Below are 17,466 nucleotides of genomic sequence, written 5' to 3' on the forward strand. Positions count from 1 at the left end.
AACATGCTTCGCACTCGAAACCGTCAACTCCCCCTATATTATTTTCTCTTCTCAAGCCGAAAGGGCGTCAGGCTCCTGTTGGCGTTACTTGAAAAAATACTGTTTACGCTGACGACAGGCGCCTTACTGAGCGCTTGCAGTTCGCAACCGTCTCAGCAGCAAACTGCGGTGCTCACCGCTGAGCAGCCGACAAAAGTCATTGTAGCGGCTCAGCAAGGCGATCAGGCACGGCTGCGCAGTCTGCTGGCCTCGGGCAGCCCGGTGAATGTTGTGACGCCAGTGGGCTCCGCGCTGGATGTCGCTGCGCAAAATGGCGACACGGAAGCAGTGATCGCCTTGCTGAGAGCCGGTGCGGACCCCAATGTGGGGCGTCGCGCAGGTGCGCCGTCGCCATTGCACTATCTGGCTGAACGGGGCGACGCCACAGGGGTGAAAGTGCTGGCGGCGGCCGGCGCGAAGCTGGATTATCCAATGGCGAATGGCGCCACAGCGCTGGCGCTGGCGGTGCAAAAAGGTCATTTATCCACCGCCAAAGCGCTGATCAAAGCCGGAGCGGATGTAAATGTGGTGTATGCGGACAGATCACTGTTGATGTACGTGGTGGAGCAGAACTCCTTGTTGATGGCGCAGCTATTGGTTGACGCCGGTGTTGACGTTAACTACCGCAACTCCTCGGGTGAGAGCGCACTCAGCACGGCGCAGCAGAAAGGACTGCAGGACCTGCAAATGCTGTTATTGCAGTCTGGCGCTCGTTCCTAGTCAGAGTTGGATAAAATTTGAACTGCGTCCTAGACTGATAAAGGGCGCAGAAAATAATAACCAGCGTGGCGTTCGCCCAAATCAACGCGCTGCGGTGTTGGTCGGAATCAGGTTTATGTGCGTATCTCCCGGGCGAAGTCTGGGGGTGTTCTTCGCCGTTGGCGTCCTTTGGGGGATGTTGGCGTGTAACGGAGTGCTTGCGATAACCCCTGGTATTCATGATGCAACCCGTCGCGTGTTGTTCATCAGCTCGTATCATCCTCAATTTCCTACGTTTTCTGAGCAGATCAGAGGGCTCAATAGCGCTTTTGACGGGCAAAATATTGAACTTGATATTGAGTTCATGGACAGCAAACGCCTTAACAGCCCTGATCACTATCAACGCTTTCACGAATTGTTGAAGGGGAAGTTGGAAGCGCTGCCTGCCTATGAGCTGCTGATCGTGGGCGATGATAACGCGCTTAATTTTGCGCTTGAGCGTCAAGCGGAACTCTTCGCTGCGACGCCAATTGTGTTCTTTGGCGTCAATGACGCGCGACTCGCGGCAAGCCTCAGCGGAAGAAGTGGGGTGACTGGCGTTGTGGAAGCTATTTCAATGGACGACACCGTGCAGTTGATGCGGCGCTTATATGGCGCTAAGGCGCCGATTACTGTGATTACGGATGCGACTACCACGGGGCGTAACGATCTTCGCAGCTTTATCCATTTTATGACGAGAAGTCAGGACCGCAACTTTCGGGTGTTGTCATTAGAGCAACTGAGTTTTGGAGAGTTATACGCGGAGTTGCGCGCGATCCCCGCCAGTGATCCTGTGCTCCTGATCTCTCCGTTTAGAGATAAGAATGGCGCGACGCTTGAGTTTCAGAAGAGTCTGTCTTTGATCCGGGATCACCTGAAGGCGCCGCTGTTTCACTTATGGATGCATGGTATTGGCCAAGGCATTCTGGGTGGGAAAGTGATTTCTCATTTCGAGCAGGCGCGTGTCGCAGCCAATATCGGATTGAGGGCGCTCAGGGGGGAAAAGGTGGGCGATATCCCCGTTGTGACCGACAGCCCAAACCGCTATGTGTTTGATTTCCGCGAGATGCTTCGATTTGACATTGGAGAGGATGATTTACCGCTGGACAGTTTATTGTTGTTTCGACCGGTGACCTTGTATCAGCAGCACAAAGCGTTGTTTTGGGGCGTAGTGCTGATCGTGGGCTTTCTCGCTTTGTTGGTCATGCTACTGATCGTCAGCTTGCGTATGCGGGTGCGAACTCAACGAGAGGTTATGAAAATCAATATCGACCTGGAGTCCAAAGTAAAGGAACGCACTGAACAACTGGAGGAGAAAAACACGCAGCTCAGTCTGGTGCAGGCGATCGCCCAATTGGGTTCTTTTGAGTATTTGCCTGAACAGTGGAGCGTATGCTGTAACGCGGAGTTTTGCTCCATGGTGGGGCTGCCTTTTGAGGCGCGAAGCCTCAGTGTTGAAGCCTTTATGAGTTTCATACATCCATCAGACCGTGAAGAGCTGCGTAATGCAACGGAGCGCGCCTTGAAGATCAATCAACCTTTTCACGGCTGCCTGCGTACTATCCGGAAAGACGGCTCTCTCTGTTATTTCAATTACACCAGCCGTCCTATCAGCCATCGGGATGGGCGTACGTCCATTTTGGGGTCGGTTATTGACGTCACTCAGCTGAAAGAGGCGGAGTCCCGCTTCAAAGAGATGGCGAATCATGATGATCTCACAGGTCTCGCCAACCGGCGTCTGTTGGATGAACTGTTCACCAAGGCGGAACATATGGCGCGGCGGTGTGCGAATGAAATAGTGGTTCTGTATTGCGATCTGGATAAGTTCAAACCGATCAATGATCAATACGGGCATGATGTCGGCGATGCGGTATTAGTGGCGGTGGCGCAGCGCTTGCGGGAAAGTTTCCGCGAATCCGATACGGTGGCGAGAATTGGAGGCGACGAATTTGTCATCCTTTTAAATGGCCACTGCTCCAAAGATCAACTACACGGCATCATCCACAAGACCAAGCACAGCCTGCGAGGCCCTATCCATATTAAGAACGTCAGTTGTAACGTGGACGTCAGCATTGGGTACGCTGCTTATCCTGGAGACGGCGCTTGCCTGGATACATTGTTGAATGTGGCGGACAACAGGATGTATCAGGAAAAGCAATACTCGTGATCATTTGCAATGCGCATGGAACCTTCGGCTCGCCGCCCGGTCTAATTGTGCAATTCAATATATCTAGAGGAAAAAACAATGCCGAACGCGCTAATCATGCCTTTTCAATGGGGAATCAAGGCAGTGGAGATGTTGCAGCCAGTGTATTTGCTGGCCATCCGGATTTATTTGGCGAAAATCTATTTTATGTCCGGAATGACCAAGATAAAGAGCTGGAGCACCACATTGGCGTTGTTCGAGTATGAATACTCTGTTCCTGTTGTTTCTCCCGTCTTCGCCGCGTACTCCGCTACGGCCGTTGAGCTGATCTGCTCTGTTCTGCTGGTGGTGGGCCTGGGTGCCCGCGTTGGCGCGGCTGGCTTGTTGGCGTTGAGTGTTGTCGGTATCTACTCTGCGGCTGAGTTGATTGGCGCAATAGGAGTGAAAGAGCTGTTGTTCTGGGGCGGGTTACTATCTGTAGTTGTCGCCTATGGGCCAGGCTTACTGTCTGCGGATCATTGGCTGCGTAAACGTTATTTGCCGTCCGCCTGATTGCAACATCCGCTTGGAAAAAGGGAGCTGTTTTAGCTCCCTTTTTTATGGTGATGGAATATATCCGGCGATGAATCCGGCTTGAATGCATTGTTGTAACAAGCTGCCCAAATCTGCTTCCGGGAAGTCCTCGGCAAATCGCTCACACACAGCTTCGAAGTCAGTGAATTCTGCAATGAGTTGCAGGAAGCGGAAAGTCGGCGCGTCCAGCACGTCTATTCTGGCGCTCCACTCCGGACGCCAGACTATCAAGTGAAAGTCATCCTCCGATAGCTCTACGGAGGCGAGATCTCCGCCGGGTTGATGCGCGGCCCATATCTCGTGCGCCGGGTAGGCGCACTGCAAGAGCGTGGCGTTTGCCGGCAGGCGAAACTGGAGCGGAAGGCCTTGAGCGCAGTAATCATTGAACTGCGTCCAGTCATCGCTAATATGGTCGTCAGCCTCTTCCGCAATATGGATCAGCAACTCCAGTTTGGCGATATCGGTTAGAAATTTGATATGTTGCAGAGGCGAAAAGTCAGAGAGAAAGGCGACAAATGTTGCGCCAAACTCTGTAAAGGAATTTTCTCTAGAGGGAACCTCTGCAAAATAGCGTCGACTCGTTGCACGGAAGCACTCTTCTCCTAACAGCTCCTGGCATACCGGAAACATGGTTTGCAAAGCGCGGACATGCGTTTCCCGTAAACTATCGCGATAGATATCCACACACATGCGCGCGCTTAAGTTGGTTTTGTCTTTGACCTGTATGCAATCGCCTTGTCGGCGAATCTCCGCGAGCATGTTTAGCTGTAGTTCACGCAGCGACATCGGGTTCCTCCAACATGCGCTGAGCGATTGCGGCTTCGGCGGCGACGTCATCAAAGCTGGGAATGTCATTATCCCGTTCAATGAGGGTGGGTCTTGCGCCAATGGTTCTCAGGGCGTATCCATATAACTCCCAGACTCTCTGATCCACAGGCGCTCCGTGGGTATCAAGGAGGTAGGTTTGTTTGTCTTCGAATCCCGCCAAATGGTATTCCGCTACGCGTTGTGCAGGAATGGCGTCGATATAAGTGCGCGGGTCAAACTCATGATTGACGGCGCTGACATAGATATTATTGATATCGAGCAACAGTAGGCAATCTGCTTCTTCTGCAATCTGGCTCAGGAAATCCCACTCGCTCATGCAGGAGCTGTCATAAGTGAGGTAACTGGATACGTTTTCCAACAGAATACGGGTCTCAAAAATATCCTGCACGATTTTTATACGTTCAGCGACGTGACGGATGGTTTCCTCTGTGTAGGGTAGCGGCATGAGCTCATGCAAATCGACGCCATGGACAGAGGTCCAACAAAGGTGTTCTGAAATCCAGGCCGGACGGAGCTCATGGATCAAATCTTGGAGTTTGCGTAAATAGTTTTTGTCTAACGGTTCTGTGCCGCCCAACGACATTCCTACGCCGTGTAATGCGACAGGATAGTTCGAGGCGATATCAAGCAGCCGCTTTTTGGCCACGCCGCCAGCAGTCAGGTAGTTGTCGGTGAGGGCTTCGAACCAGGGAAGAGATGGGTGTTTTTCGAGGATATGACCGAAGTGGCAAGAACGCAGGCCGATTCCCGCTCCGGAAATCGGCCCTACCGTCTGCCGCCAAAGCGGCATTGGAATCATGACTTAACTTTACCGCCTGTCAGCTTTTCGCAAGTACCAGCGGGAACATAGATCCATTCATCAGCGACATTGTCTGCAGTGGATTGACCTGCGCAACCATGATTGCCTGCGGCGCAGTCGTTCATGCCGGCTTTGACGACGCCAGCGCATTTTTCGAAGCCTGGTTTGGCCGCGTTGGCGGAACCTGCGACGCCCAGAGCAAGTACGGCTGCGATAGCGGTGGCTGCGGCAGTATTTTTAGCTTTCATCTACTTTATCCTTTAACTGATTGGGTTTGATAAATTGCAATGCACTGAATGTTTGGTGCTGGCAATTTTGACTTGCTGCGAAGAAAAAAGTTCACACCACTTCTGCAACAAAGCCAATTCTTAGATTAACTTTCCTTAACCAGCAGTTTTCGACGGCGTATGATCTTCACCTCTGTTCGAGGCGGTTGCGTCGAATTCTGTACCGGGTATCGGGAATTATAGGGCTTGGCGTGTTGGCGGGCTAGAATGGTTTCACGGGCGGAACGTATAAGCGCGCACAGTGTGGTTGGGTCCATACTGGTTGGCACGTTGAATGGCGTTATCTGGCTGAGCTCGCCGCCAGTGAGTTTGAATGCGACTTTTAAGCCTGAGCTGTGCTCAGCCTCCTGCATGATAGAGTCTATTTCCCAATCCATATTTCCCCTCCAACTTAAAGTCTGAGTCCTAACCGCCGGAATCTAAACGGTTAATAAAACTTGAGATTGTAGGGAGATTTCCCGGATTTACATCAGGAACATGGACGAGTGCGTTCTGTCTGAACTGCCTATGACTTTGGCTTATAGAGAGAGGATGTTAGCGAGGAAACAATAAAAGTTTGGGGTGCTTGGAGGCCGAAAAAGAAAAATGCGGAGGGGCCGAAGCCCATCCGCACTTTTTGCTGGTTAGCGAAAAAACTATTACAGTTTTTTGCCAGCTTCCAGGTCGTAACCAACGCGCTCTGGAGTTTTGCCAGCGTGCTTCTTGTCAGAAGCAGTGTAAGACATAGTCACTTTAGAGAAGCTCAGAGATACAGACTCGCTAGGAGCGGACTCTGCGCCAGCGGAAACGCTGTAGCTGCTGATCATTACGTCTTCCATTTCGTAGGAAACGTATTTTTCGATTTTGTCAGCCTGGGTGCGAACGATGTCGACCACAACTTTAACGCCAGCAGTACCAGTCAAAGACTCTTTGAACAGACCGGAAGAGGCGCTGTCCATCAGCTTGGAAACAGAGATTTCGCTGATGCTGGGACGAGTAGCTTCACGGTTGGACATATGGCCTGCTTCCATAGTGATGTGGCGACCAACGCCGAATTGGAAGCTGTCCAGACGAATCCAGTCTTTGTAGCCTTCAGCAGTTACGTTGCCTTTAACTTTCAGACCGTCGTAGTTCATGTAAATAGCCATGGTGTATTCCCTATTCTGTAGTTTACGAATGTTTTGTGATCGACATTATATAAAGCGTCTATCAATCGAAAATGCCGTCAGAAAAATTTATGAAAAAGTAAATTTTTTTCAGAGGCCAGCGGCATTCCGTTGAGACAGCATAATAGAGAAGGGAGTGAAACATCACAATACGTAAAATCCTTATTTTTTAATAAGTTAATTCGACTCTGACACTATTTAATTTGAAAGAGAGCAATGCTTCGTGTCCACTCTGAAGGCTTTATTTTGAGCAATCTTAGCTCACTCTGGCCCTATTTATTTTGTTGAAAATGTAATGATGTCTTTAAAGCTCTTATATGTCTGTTGTTTGACTCTGTCCCTATTTTTAAAATCACTCTGACACTATTTAATGAGGTTTGATATAGATTCCAGCTTTTCACTCTGTGCCTTATTAATTGAAATTATTTTTATGTGTTTTCATGATAGTACTTACAACTGGGATGAAAGCAATCAAAAGGCATAATCCTATTGTTTTATTTGGGGGTTGTTGATAATGAATTTAAGTTGGATTTTGTCGGTGCGATAAATGATTTGTATATATTTTGTTCGGATTCGAGTGTAAGAAAAAAGAACTTTAAGAAACAGGTAACGGGAGAGAACGATATTATTCGCGAGCGGAACTGATTGAGGGGGAGTGACTCATTCGAGAAGACTGGTCGTCACCAGCTTCTCGAGGTCAGCGTGAGCGGCTCGAAAGCGCCGGTCCTGTTAAGTTGAAGAGCCCAGACGTTTTCGCTGGCCTGATGATCAATGGAGCTAAAAGAAATCAACTCTCCAATGCCGAGGTCAATATCTTTCAGGTTTTCCAGTGTGGAGACCATTGTTTCCGTGTCGAAGTTGCGTCCGGCCCGTTGTAAAGCTTCAGTAAGTAATGACGCGGCCAGATAGCCCTCAAGGGATTGTGCGTCAGGTTTGTGGTCAGGAAAGTAGCGGCGCATTGCCTGACGGTGGCGCAGGACGCCGGTTGCATAGGAATGCACCGGAGGGGTTGCCTGGGTTGCGATAATTCCGGCGGTGTGCGGCGCCTCCAAACTTTTTAAGTCTTGCGCCAGTGCATTGGCGCTGGCGGAGGAAACGACGGCGATTCGTCCTTCCCAACCTGCTTTGCGGATGCGACTAATCGTTTTGGCTGTGGCGGAATGGTTCCCGATAATAACCAAGGCCTGTAGTTCGCTTTGCTCTTCAAGAATAAGACGGGCAGGGCCTTCGATCTGTTCCACGTAGGGTTGATATGTGAACTGCGGAATGTCCCGCGCATGCACATTATAGAAGGCAAGCGCCCGCTCCATCCCCGCTAACCCGTCACGTCCTGATGCGGTGTCTTCATAAAGCACGGCGATCCTGCTGGGTTCAACTTCCTGGATATCTACAAAGTGGCGCACGATAGCGAAGGTTTCGTCTGCATATCCGACCCGGAAATTAAAAACGTAACGATCAGGAGGATTGCGACGTAGCGCCGCGGCGCCGGATTGCACGCCGATCACCAGCGTCTGTTGCTCCATGATCGCTGGGAGGAGGACGTCCGGTGCGCCAATATTGCCAATAAGAGCGAATGAGCCGTTCTGTGATAGCAGCGTTTGCATGTTGATGCGGGACTTCAGCGGCTGATTCGCGTCGTCGAAGGCCTGTAATGTCAGCATACGCCCGTGTATGCCGCCACTGGCGTTGATTTCCTCAAAGCGGGTCTGTACTCCGCGTCTGGCGGAGCTGCCTTGCGCTTGCCCATCTTCACTAATCGGAGCGCTCATGCCTATGCGTATTTCATTTTCGTTCACGCCGCGTGGCGTAGACCAGCCATTGAGACCTGCGGTCAGGTCGGATAGTTGATAGCGTACTTGTGGCGACAACAGACTGGCGGATAACAGGCCCAAGACGATGGCGGCCCCAGCGCAAAAGTACTTTACTCCGGCAGGGATGCGGAATTCCGTGCGCTTCTTCGACTCCTGCGCCTGTGGCAATTGCGTTGCAATACCGGAATGAGACTGACTGGTTGAGCCGGAAGTTCCGTTTCGAGTGAGATGAAGGGATTTGTTAAGCGTGGTTGAGTCCACTTCAATAGGCTGACTGAAGGCGCGTTCTTCTCTTGAATGTGCGGGGTCAACCAGCGTCGCCGGATTCATATCCTCTACATAGCCAATGGCGCCGGCTGACTTAAAGGCGGATTGAAACTTTTTGGCCTGACTCAGGTTCAGGTTCTTGCGAACGATAATACGCTTACCGCTGAACATTTTTTTCAGGCCGGCGTCGCTGATGGAAAACTTGTTCTTCAGTTTTTTCAGGACGACGGCGCGTTCGGCGCCTTCCGCCAGTTCACCAGTAAAGATAAACGCGTAAGTTGTCAGATTGACCAGCTTCAGGCCGTGATCATTGCTGTTACGTACGGCGTTGCGCGCCCGCAACTGCAGATCGCGGACCATATCAAGACAGCTTTCGTAGCGATCAGCAGGGGCAATCGCCATGGCCTTGGTGATGACTGGCTCCAATATTTTATTGCGAGGGTCGGCAAGTTCCTTATCGCTCAATGGCTGTGGCAGGTATTTGCGCTGCTGCGCCATAATCTGGTGATGCGTCTCACCGTTAAAAGGGCGTTCACCGGTGATGCAATAGTAAAGAACGGCGCCGAGCGCATAGATATCGGCGCGTCCGTCGATGTCTTTCGAACTGTCGATCTGCTCCGGGGCAAGGTAGCCTGGGGTTCCTACCACCAAGCCCATTTGGGTGTATTGCAGATCCTGCTCTTCCAGGGGTTTGCTGATGCCGAAGTCGAGCAGTTTGGCGACGGAATGATTGCCCGATACTTTGGCCACCATGATGTTGCCGGGCTTCAGGTCACGATGAACAATATTGAGCTGATGCGCGGCCTGCAGACCCGCAGCCATCTGCTCAATAAGCCAGACGACGTTTTCCAGAGGCAGTCCGTTCCCATGCTTTTCCATCAGGTCGGAAAGGACTTCTCCTTGCAGGAACTCCGCCACCAGATACAGCATATTGTCTTCGGTTGCGCCGAAGTCGAAGACCTGCATGACATTGGGATGATTTAGCTGGCTGGCGATGCGGGCTTCGCGATAGAAAAGCTGGATATAGCCCACATTGGGAGCGCCGGAGCGCAATACTTTGACGACGACCAGCCGGTCCAGCGACAACTGACGGGCGACATAAACCCGGCTCATGCCGCCATCGGCCAGGAGATATTCCAGGCGGTACATGCCTTTAAGCACGCGGCCGAGCATTGAATCGGCGCTGTTATAGCCCGTAGCGTCCTCGAAGAAAGCGGGCGCCGGAGTGTCTGTTGTGAACTTTGCAATAGCCGTCATCAACGTCCCTATTCAGATCTGGACAAATTATTCTGTCTCCCATCCGGACAAAAGCGGGGCGGGCGCGTTGACGCCGGAAGATGCCGCGGGTGCTGGTGGATGGTTTTGGATTCCAACTGCCGGGCCAGGTAGAGTGGCCGGTACTTGCTCAAAGTCGCTTCAACTTTGATCAGTTTTTATCTTGCCTGATATTCTCTCATATTTATTTAGTGAGTATGGTCTAGGCTGTTCGGGTGAGGCGAGAAACCCTATGGGATGCGGTTTGAGCGAAAAATTAAGGCGGCGCTAGAGCCGCCTTTTTTGACGTGATTTTACAAAGTTGTCACGTTTTGTCGGCGAATAATTTTTGAATGCTGGAGAAGTCCAGGAGACCGGACCCCTGTTTGCTGTGCGCCTGATACAGGGACTTGGCCAAACCACCCATCGGCGTGCTGGAGCGGCTCTGAATGGCGGCCTCCAAAGCCAGGCCCAGATCCTTGTTCATCAGATTAACGGCGAAGCCGCCTTCATACTCACGCCCAGCCGGCGCGTTCTCCATAACCCCAGGATAGGGGTTATATAGCTCCAGAGACCAGTTTCTGCCTGAGCTTTTCAGCATGATGTCGGAAAGCACCTTAGGGTCCAGCCCCAGGTTGACCCCCAGCTGTAAGGCCTCGGCGGTGCCGATCATATGAACGGCGAGCAGCATGTTGTTGCAGATTTTCGCGGCTTGCCCTGCGCCATGATCGCCGGCGTGAAACAGGTTTTTACCCATTGCTGACAGGATCGGTTGCGCCTTTTCCAGATCCTGAGGCGCGCCACCGATAATAAAGGTCAGCGTCCCCGCCGTGGCTCCAGCGGTGCCGCCGGAAACCGGCGCGTCCAGCATGGCGAAGCCTTTTTTGCTGGCTTCCGCAGCGATGCGGCGAGATGTCTCTGGCGCGATGGTGGAACAATCGATCAGCAGAGGGCGCTCGCTGAGTTGGTTCAGCAGGCCGTTTTCACCGAGATAGACTGCTTCGGAGTGCTCGCTGGCCGGTAGCATGGTAACCACCGCGTCCACGCCGTGGGCCGCTTCCAGCGCACTGCTGCAAGCGGTGGCTCCCGCTTTCTCCGCAGCCGACACAGCGTCTTTGACCAAGTCGAAAACGCGTAATTCAAAGCCGGCCTTTAGTAGATTGTGGGCCATTGGGCCGCCCATGTGCCCAAGACCTATAAATCCGATAGTTTTCATGGTTTCCCTCCAGATTGTTATTTTTGTCTGGGTGATTAATTGAAGGTCCGGGACCGTTGCCTGTGCTTACAGTACTGCTAAGTCATGCAAGGGACTGATATCCCAGGGGGAGGAGAAGAATTCATCCACCCACGCCTCCGGAACATCCGCAAACGACGGATAACGCCATTGCGGTTTGAAGTCTTTATCTATGAGCAGGGCTCGCACGCCTTCGCGGAACTCGGGGTGCATCGCACATTGCACCGCCATGATCAGTTCGCGTTTAAAGACGTCAGGCAGACTCAATCCGCCGCCCTCGCGAATTTGCCGCCATACCAGGTGCGCGGTGGTCGGGCAGCCGTTACGCAGAGATTTCTGCGCTTTGCCGACCCATTCATCCACCGTGGGGTAGTCCAGAATCGCGCCCACTACCTGGGTGAGGGATTTGCCCTGGGTAACCTGCTTGATCATGGCGCGATGCTGCGCCACCTGACCACCCGGACGTTGCGACTGATGCTGCTCATTCCAGGAACGCAGCAGTTGCGTGACGCGGGTATGATTACTTTCAGGGCTGCTCCAGGAGGTTCGGGTCAGCGCTTGTAGAAAGGCTTCCTTTTGCGCATGGGGCAAAAAGCCGTCGGCCCAACCCAGCTCAAGCGCATCGGCGGCGTTACAGGCGGCGCCGGTCAAGCCAAGATAAAGGCCTGCTCCGTCGGGCATGCGGTTGAGGAACCAAGTCCCGCCGACATCGGGAAAGAGCCCGATGGTGACTTCAGGCATGGCGATACGGGAAGTCTCCGTGACGATGCGGTGGCTGGCGCCGGCCATCAGACCCAGGCCGCCGCCCATGACAATGCCGTTGCCCCAGCAGACGACAGGCTTAGGATAGACGTGGATGAGGTAGTCGAGACGATATTCCCGCGTGAAGAACTCTTCTGCGTAAGCGGGCGGACCATTGTTTGCCTCGCATATGGATTCATACATCTGCACGATATCGCCGCCGGCGCAGAAGGCTTTATCGCCAGCCCCCTGCATAAATACCGCGACGATTTTGTCGTCCAGACGCCATTCCTGCATGACGCTGTACATCGACTCAATCATGCTCAGCTTCAGCGCGTTAAGCGATTTCTCCACGTTCAGGGTGATCACGCCGATGCGGTGACCGTCGCTGCATTCGCGCTCTTCGAATAAAACTGGTTTATCGCTCATTCCACTCTCTTCCATCTATTCAACATTGTCAGGAGTCGCCTTTCAGCGGTTTTTCCATTGCGGCGAGCGTTTTCCGAGGAAGGCGTTGACGCCTTCTTTCTGGTCTTCCGTATCAAACAGATCTACAAACAGCTCTCTTTCTACCGGCAGGCCCATACGCTGCGGAGCGCTACGCGCGGACTGGATCAGCTCTTTACAGGCGCGCACGGCGGGCGGACTCTGACGCGCGACTTTTTCCGCCCAGGCCAGAGCGGTCTCGCGGGCGTCGCCTTTTTCCACCACCGCTTCCACCAGTCCGATATTGAGAGCCGTTTCTGCGTTGACTCTTTCGCCCATTAAGATCATGCGCTTCGCCCAGCCTTCACCGACCAGCCAGGGAAGATTCTGTGTGCCGCCTGCGCAGGGAAGCAGGCCTACGCTGGCCTCAGGCAGCGCCATTTGCGCATGAGTCTCGGCGATGCGCAGGTCGCAGGCGAGCGCGCACTCCAAGCCGCCGCCCATGGCGTAGCCGTTGATTGCGGCGATGGATACGCCGCGGTAGTTGGATAGGGTTTCGAATGCTTCGCCAAAGATACGCGCCATATGGCGCGCTCTGGCTTTGTCGCCATCGGCGAACAGGTTCAGGTCAGCGCCGGCTGAGAAGAATTTTTCACCTTGCCCGGTGATCACCAGGGCATAGACGTCTTTATTGTCGTTGAGCTGCTGAATCAACGCCTTGAGCGCCGGCAGACTGGTTTCATCCCAGGTATTGGCGGGCGGGTTGGCGATAGTGAGCACGGCGGTGCGCTCAATGATTTCAAGTTGGAGTTTCTCTGTGCCTGTCATTAGCGAATAGTCTCCATGGCGTGTTCGAGGAGTAGGCGACGTGCAATGATGACGCGCATGATTTCGTTGGTTCCCTCCAGGATCTGATGCACCCGGCTGTCGCGAACGTAACGCTCCAACGGATACTCCCTGATGTAGCCATAGCCGCCGTGAATTTGCAATGCGTCATTACAGATCTTGAAGCCGGCGTCTGTCGCGAAGCGTTTGGCCATGGCGCTATAGGTGGAGGCTTCCGGGTGTTTGGAGTCCAGCTTGAACGCTGCGAGTCGCACCATCTGCCGGGCCGCCACTAAATCTGTGGCCATATCCGCCAGTTTGAATTGCAACGCCTGAAAGTCGGACAGCTTGCGCCCGAACTGCTCTCGCTCCTGCATGTAACGCTGTGCGGTTTCCAGCGCCGCCTGGGCGGTGCCGATGGAGCAGGTGGCGATATTAATGCGACCGCCATCCAGACCCATCATGGCGAACTTGAAGCCTTCGCCTTCAGCGCCAAGGCGGTTGGTCTGGGGAATCCGCACATTATCGAAAGTAATGGCGCGCGTGGGCTGGCTGTTCCAGCCCATTTTGTCTTCCTTACGACCGTAGGCGACGCCAGGGGCGTCAGCGGGTACGACCAGAGCAGACACGCCTTTGGCGCCGGGTTCTCCGGTGCGCGCCATCACCACCAATACGTCAGTGCTGCCGGCGCCGGAAATAAACATTTTGGAGCCGTTGATGACGTAGTCGGAGCCGTCTTTTTTCGCTGATGTGCGCAAAGACGCCGCATCAGAGCCCGCGTTGGGCTCCGTGAGACAGTAAGACGCCAGTAATTCACCGCTGACCAGTTTGGGCAGCCAGGCCTGACGCAGCTCATCATGGCCGAAGCTGGCGATCATCCATGTCGCCATGTTGTGAATCGTCAGGTAGGCGGTTGTGGAGGTGCAACCCCATGACAGCTCTTCGAAAATGATTGAGCTGTCCAGTCTGGGCAGTCCCAGGCCGCCCCATTCCTCGGGGGTATACAGGGACAGAAAGCCCATTTCGCCCGCTTTGCGGATTGTCTCCACGGGGAAGTGAGCGGTAGCGTCCCATTCGGCGGCGTAGGGCGCCAGTTCTTTCTCAGCGAAAGCGCGGGCGCTGTCGCGGAAAGCGATTTGCTGTTCGGATAGTTCAAAATTCACGATACATACACTCTTAACAGTTGCCTATCACCGCATCCTTACCGCATTTGAATGGTCAGGTTCGGGCCTTGCACTTCTTCGCCATGGTGGAACCAACGGCTGATAACGGTTTTGGTTTCGGTATAGAAACGCACCGCCTGTTTGCCGTAGGCATGCTGGTCGCCGTAGAAAGAGTTGCGCCAACCAGTGAAGGAGAAGAAGGGAAGAGGCACGGGAATAGGGATGTTGATGCCGACTTGTCCCACTTGCACATTGCGCTGGAAGTGACGCGCCGCCCCGCCGGAATTAGTGAACAGCGAGACGCCGTTGCCGTAGGGATTGTCATTGATCAGCTTGAGGGCGTCGTCAATGGTTTCCACTTGCATGGCGAGCAGCACGGGCCCGAAGATTTCTTCGCGATAGATCGTCATTTCCGGGGTGACATTACTGAACAGTGAGGGTCCGACCCAGTTGCCTTCCGGGAAGTCCGGATGGGTGAAACTGGAGCCATCGAGAAGACATTGCGCGCCTTCTTCTTTGCCCTTGGCGAGCAGCCCCAATACGCGATCTCTGGAGCCGCGGCTTATCAGCGGGCCGTAGCCAGCGGCTTCGTCGTTCCAGGCGCCGGGCTTCACTTCCGCCATAGAGTCCTTGAGCTCGTCCAGCCATTGTGCGGACTCGCCTACGAACACCGCTACCGAGATGGCCATGCAGCGTTGCCCTGCTGCGCCGACGGAGGCGCCAGTCAGATGCGAGATAACCTGCTTCTTGTCCGCATCCGGCATGATGACCATGTGGTTCTTGGCGCCGGTCATACATTGCACGCGCTTCAGGTGCTGGGCGCCGGTGCGATAGATGTGCTGGCCCACTGGCGCGGAGCCGACGAAGGAGATGGCTTTGATGTCTGGATGCGTCAGCAGCATGTCCACTTGTTCGCGGTCGCCGTGCAGAACCTGCAGAACGCCTTTGGGAAAGCCCGCTTCGTCAAACAGTTGCGCGATGCGCATGGGAGTGAGCGGGTCTTGCTCAGAGGGCTTGAGCACGAAGGTGTTGCCGCAAGCCAGCGCCATGGGGAACATCCACAGGGGGATCATCGCCGGGAAATTGAACGGCGTGATGCCGGCGCAAACGCCAAGGGGATGCATGTAGGAACTGGTATCGATATCCCGCGCTACGTTCTCAACGGTTTCGCCCATCATCATTGATGGGATGTTGCAGGCGTGCTCGACGACTTCAATGCCGCGCCAGACATCGCCTTTGGCGTCGGCGAAAATCTTGCCGGTCTCCTGGCTGAGAATTTCTGCGATTTCGTCCTGATTCTGCTTGAGAAGATGCACGAACTTCATCATCAGGCGCGCCCTGTCGATGACGGGAACGTCTTTCCAGGTTTCAAACGCCTGTTTGGCGCTGGCCACCGCCCGGTTGACTTCGTCAGGCGTGGCGCAGGGAGTATTGGCCAGATTTAGCTGCGTGGCCGGATTCAGGTTCGGGATGTGGCGGGTGGCTGCGCTTTCCGTAAATGAGCCGTCTATATATAACGGGACCCTGGTTTGCATTTTGGGACTCCTTGTAATCTTATTTTTATGGATAGAATGAGCCTGCTCCGGAAGATGTCACACATGCTTCCGCTACGCTCAGAGCCTTGGCTCGCATAGGATTATTCTAGACCTTATGACGGCGTAACGGCATTGCAGAATCCTCCACGGGAATTAGCCATAACCACCAAGAGGTAACGTAAATGCGCTATTTAAAAGGAGAAAATCTCGTGACTGCGTGCGTAAAACGGAATAACCAGGAAACGTTCGATAGAAGCGGCGTCAGCGTGAGGGGCCCGGAGTATACGAGTAAACGCCGTTAAGTTATTAGAGCTTCCGAGTGGTTGTATTTGAAAGTGAAGGGGCGGTTTGAAGAAGTAAGAGCAGCAACTGACATTGGGTCAGTTGCTTGGGTAATCTGGACGAATGTCCGATCAGGCGTCAGCGGTGGAGGAGGCTCCTGTGTCTCCCGCTTCGACGGTGGCTGCGTCGCGCTTTTCCTGCGCGCGCTTGATCAAGTGGTTAAGTACGGTGCGAACAGTGTAGGTTATGCCGAACAACGTCAGGGCCGCAGCCAGCGTTGATTCGATAGGCGCTTCCAATAACATGGTTTCTCCCGAGATTTAAGATGAAAACTTTGGTTAGCGCACTGACTGACTACATCGAGCTAACCAAAGCTTTCCTCCTGTGTTAGTGAAAATTTAACGTTCTCAAGGAGTAAACGGCTGTTCGAAAAAGCGGCCGCAGAATAACCAATTAGAGCGGGCGGTTCAAGGCGGAGCTTTGTTAAATTGTGCAAAGCTTGGCCTTTTTGACGCTTTTGTGTACAAGGATAAAAGTGGCAAATTTATGTTTTTTATAAAGAAATTTATTAGTTACTGGGCGATGCCGTTACCCCTTGCCTTGCTGATCTCATTTATTGCGCTAATGATGCTGATCAGGGGGCGCAGACGGAAACTGGCGCTGGGAATGCTCGGCGTTGTTTGGCTGGGGCTGTTCGTCATCAGTACGCCCTGGTTCTCCGATAAGTTGATGGCTCCGCTGGAAAGCCAATATCCCCCCTACGCCGGTCAGGAAGTCCGCTACGTAGTGGTGTTGGGAGGCTATCATGAGTCGGATTCGAGCCTTCCTATCACCAGTTATATTGAGGGAGATGCAATCTATCGCATTATTGAAGGCATGCGAGTGGCTCTGCTAAATCCGGAGTCAAGGTTGCTGGTTTCCGGTTACGCCCGTACCGACCCTCTGTCCAATGCGGAGGCCTACGCCAGACTGGCGGAGTCGCTGGGTTTTCCTCGTGAACGGATCGATCTGCAGGAAGACCCCCGGGATACCCATGAAGAAGCACTGGCGGCGCAGGCGCGAATGGGGGAGCAGCCTTTCGCGTTGGTGACTTCGGCTTACCATATGCCACGGGCGATGCAGCTGTTTGAGGGCGTGGGACTGCATCCCATTCCAGCGCCCACCGGGCATACCATTAAACAACATCAGGAATTGGACTGGCGTCGCTTTCGGCCTGCGCTTGGCGGACTGGCTGCGACACAGAAGGCCTGGCACGAGTATTTAGGCGCGTTATGGGCCAATCTGGTCGCAAGCATAAATTGAAATGGGTCAAAAAACGGACGTGTCTTCCGACGCTCCGTGGCGGCGATGCTATGCTTAAAACATTCTCGCTT

The 17,466-nt window shown here is 53.6% G+C and carries 16 protein-coding genes; 4 read left to right on the forward strand and 12 right to left on the reverse strand.

Annotation, left to right across the window (positions count from 1 at the left end):
- Nucleotides 1-3 precede the first annotated feature (3 nt).
- The 3 genes from HCH_RS32070 to HCH_RS02870 all read left to right on the forward strand — a co-directional run bounded on the left by HCH_RS32070 (nt 4) and on the right by HCH_RS02870 (nt 3,475).
- The gene (locus HCH_RS32070; RefSeq protein ID WP_011394604.1) at nt 4-759 is read left to right on the forward strand and encodes an ankyrin repeat domain-containing protein; all 756 of its coding nucleotides are present in this window, start codon (nt 4-6) and stop codon (nt 757-759) included.
- A 115-nt stretch (nt 760-874) separates the two neighbouring features.
- Complete coding sequence (locus HCH_RS02865; RefSeq protein ID WP_011394605.1) at nt 875-2,944, forward strand: sensor domain-containing diguanylate cyclase; 2,070 nt, start codon at nt 875-877, stop codon at nt 2,942-2,944.
- Between the two features lie 78 nt (nt 2,945-3,022).
- Nucleotides 3,023-3,475: a DoxX family protein gene (locus HCH_RS02870; RefSeq protein WP_049780822.1), complete on the forward strand. Its 453-nt coding sequence runs from the start codon at nt 3,023-3,025 to the stop codon at nt 3,473-3,475.
- A gap of 45 nt (nt 3,476-3,520) precedes the next feature.
- On the opposite strand, the gene HCH_RS02875 is transcribed toward HCH_RS02870, so the two are convergent.
- The 12 genes from HCH_RS02875 to HCH_RS34390 all read right to left on the reverse strand — a co-directional run bounded on the left by HCH_RS02875 (nt 3,521) and on the right by HCH_RS34390 (nt 16,398).
- Entirely contained in the window at nt 3,521-4,282 is a 762-nt protein-coding gene (locus HCH_RS02875; protein WP_011394608.1) for an HvfC/BufC N-terminal domain-containing protein, read from the reverse strand.
- Nucleotides 4,269-5,123, reverse strand: coding sequence for an MNIO family bufferin maturase (locus HCH_RS02880; RefSeq protein ID WP_011394609.1), 855 nt, complete (start codon nt 5,121-5,123; stop codon nt 4,269-4,271). Before HCH_RS02880 ends, HCH_RS02875 begins: the two co-directional genes overlap by 14 nt.
- Nucleotides 5,120-5,371 carry a BufA1 family periplasmic bufferin-type metallophore gene (locus HCH_RS02885; RefSeq protein ID WP_041598387.1) on the reverse strand — a complete coding sequence of 84 codons (252 nt, stop codon included), beginning with the start codon at nt 5,369-5,371 and terminating at the stop codon, nt 5,120-5,122. The genes HCH_RS02880 and HCH_RS02885 overlap by 4 nt, the downstream gene beginning before the upstream one ends.
- Before the next feature lie 125 nt (nt 5,372-5,496).
- Nucleotides 5,497-5,787, reverse strand: a complete 291-nt coding sequence (locus HCH_RS02890; protein WP_011394612.1) for a hypothetical protein — start codon at nt 5,785-5,787, stop codon at nt 5,497-5,499.
- 261 nt (nt 5,788-6,048) lie between these two features.
- Nucleotides 6,049-6,537 (reverse strand): Hcp family type VI secretion system effector, encoded by a 489-nt coding sequence (locus HCH_RS02895; protein ID WP_011394613.1) that lies wholly within the window; start codon nt 6,535-6,537, stop codon nt 6,049-6,051.
- Between the two features lie 698 nt (nt 6,538-7,235).
- Nucleotides 7,236-9,890 carry an ABC transporter substrate-binding protein gene (locus tag HCH_RS02900; protein ID WP_011394614.1) on the reverse strand — a complete coding sequence of 885 codons (2,655 nt, stop codon included), beginning with the start codon at nt 9,888-9,890 and terminating at the stop codon, nt 7,236-7,238.
- Between the two features lie 322 nt (nt 9,891-10,212).
- Nucleotides 10,213-11,103 carry a 3-hydroxyisobutyrate dehydrogenase gene (mmsB, locus tag HCH_RS02905; protein ID WP_011394616.1) on the reverse strand — a complete coding sequence of 297 codons (891 nt, stop codon included), beginning with the start codon at nt 11,101-11,103 and terminating at the stop codon, nt 10,213-10,215.
- A 66-nt stretch (nt 11,104-11,169) separates the two neighbouring features.
- Nucleotides 11,170-12,291, reverse strand: coding sequence for an enoyl-CoA hydratase/isomerase family protein (locus tag HCH_RS02910; protein ID WP_148212456.1), 1,122 nt, complete (start codon nt 12,289-12,291; stop codon nt 11,170-11,172).
- Between the two features lie 42 nt (nt 12,292-12,333).
- Complete coding sequence (locus HCH_RS02915; protein ID WP_011394618.1) at nt 12,334-13,116, reverse strand: enoyl-CoA hydratase; 783 nt, start codon at nt 13,114-13,116, stop codon at nt 12,334-12,336.
- Nucleotides 13,116-14,276 (reverse strand): acyl-CoA dehydrogenase family protein, encoded by a 1,161-nt coding sequence (locus tag HCH_RS02920; RefSeq protein WP_011394619.1) that lies wholly within the window; start codon nt 14,274-14,276, stop codon nt 13,116-13,118. Before HCH_RS02920 ends, HCH_RS02915 begins: the two co-directional genes overlap by 1 nt.
- Before the next feature lie 38 nt (nt 14,277-14,314).
- Entirely contained in the window at nt 14,315-15,811 is a 1,497-nt protein-coding gene (locus tag HCH_RS02925; RefSeq protein WP_011394620.1) for a CoA-acylating methylmalonate-semialdehyde dehydrogenase, read from the reverse strand.
- Nucleotides 15,812-16,224: 413 nt separating this feature from the next.
- On the reverse strand, nt 16,225-16,398 hold the full coding sequence (locus HCH_RS34390; protein ID WP_011394621.1) for a hypothetical protein: 174 nt from the start codon (nt 16,396-16,398) through the stop codon (nt 16,225-16,227).
- A gap of 277 nt (nt 16,399-16,675) precedes the next feature.
- Here HCH_RS34390 and HCH_RS02930 point away from each other — a divergent pair, with 277 nt between their 5' ends.
- Nucleotides 16,676-17,395, forward strand: coding sequence for an ElyC/SanA/YdcF family protein (locus HCH_RS02930; RefSeq protein WP_158304920.1), 720 nt, complete (start codon nt 16,676-16,678; stop codon nt 17,393-17,395).
- Nucleotides 17,396-17,466 lie beyond the last annotated feature (71 nt).

The sequence above is a fragment of the Hahella chejuensis KCTC 2396 genome, from assembly GCF_000012985.1.
Taxonomy (GTDB): domain Bacteria; phylum Pseudomonadota; class Gammaproteobacteria; order Pseudomonadales; family Oleiphilaceae; genus Hahella; species Hahella chejuensis.

What these genes read in the sequence shown, in the direction of transcription:
- HCH_RS32070 (WP_011394604.1), top strand. Translation starts at nt 4, where the DNA reads ATGCTTCGCACTCGAAACCGTCAACTCCCCCTATATTATTTTCTCTTC.
- HCH_RS02865 (WP_011394605.1), top strand. Translation starts at nt 875, where the DNA reads ATGTGCGTATCTCCCGGGCGAAGTCTGGGGGTGTTCTTCGCCGTTGGC.
- HCH_RS02870 (WP_049780822.1), top strand. Translation starts at nt 3,023, where the DNA reads ATGCCGAACGCGCTAATCATGCCTTTTCAATGGGGAATCAAGGCAGTG.
- HCH_RS02875 (WP_011394608.1), bottom strand. Translation starts at nt 4,282, where the DNA reads ATGTCGCTGCGTGAACTACAGCTAAACATGCTCGCGGAGATTCGCCGA.
- HCH_RS02880 (WP_011394609.1), bottom strand. Translation starts at nt 5,123, where the DNA reads ATGATTCCAATGCCGCTTTGGCGGCAGACGGTAGGGCCGATTTCCGGA.
- HCH_RS02885 (WP_041598387.1), bottom strand. Translation starts at nt 5,371, where the DNA reads ATGAAAGCTAAAAATACTGCCGCAGCCACCGCTATCGCAGCCGTACTT.
- HCH_RS02890 (WP_011394612.1), bottom strand. Translation starts at nt 5,787, where the DNA reads ATGGATTGGGAAATAGACTCTATCATGCAGGAGGCTGAGCACAGCTCA.
- HCH_RS02895 (WP_011394613.1), bottom strand. Translation starts at nt 6,537, where the DNA reads ATGGCTATTTACATGAACTACGACGGTCTGAAAGTTAAAGGCAACGTA.
- HCH_RS02900 (WP_011394614.1), bottom strand. Translation starts at nt 9,890, where the DNA reads ATGACGGCTATTGCAAAGTTCACAACAGACACTCCGGCGCCCGCTTTC.
- mmsB (WP_011394616.1), bottom strand. Translation starts at nt 11,103, where the DNA reads ATGAAAACTATCGGATTTATAGGTCTTGGGCACATGGGCGGCCCAATG.
- HCH_RS02910 (WP_148212456.1), bottom strand. Translation starts at nt 12,291, where the DNA reads ATGAGCGATAAACCAGTTTTATTCGAAGAGCGCGAATGCAGCGACGGT.
- HCH_RS02915 (WP_011394618.1), bottom strand. Translation starts at nt 13,116, where the DNA reads ATGACAGGCACAGAGAAACTCCAACTTGAAATCATTGAGCGCACCGCC.
- HCH_RS02925 (WP_011394620.1), bottom strand. Translation starts at nt 15,811, where the DNA reads ATGCAAACCAGGGTCCCGTTATATATAGACGGCTCATTTACGGAAAGC.
- HCH_RS34390 (WP_011394621.1), bottom strand. Translation starts at nt 16,398, where the DNA reads ATGTTATTGGAAGCGCCTATCGAATCAACGCTGGCTGCGGCCCTGACG.
- HCH_RS02930 (WP_158304920.1), top strand. Translation starts at nt 16,676, where the DNA reads ATGCCGTTACCCCTTGCCTTGCTGATCTCATTTATTGCGCTAATGATG.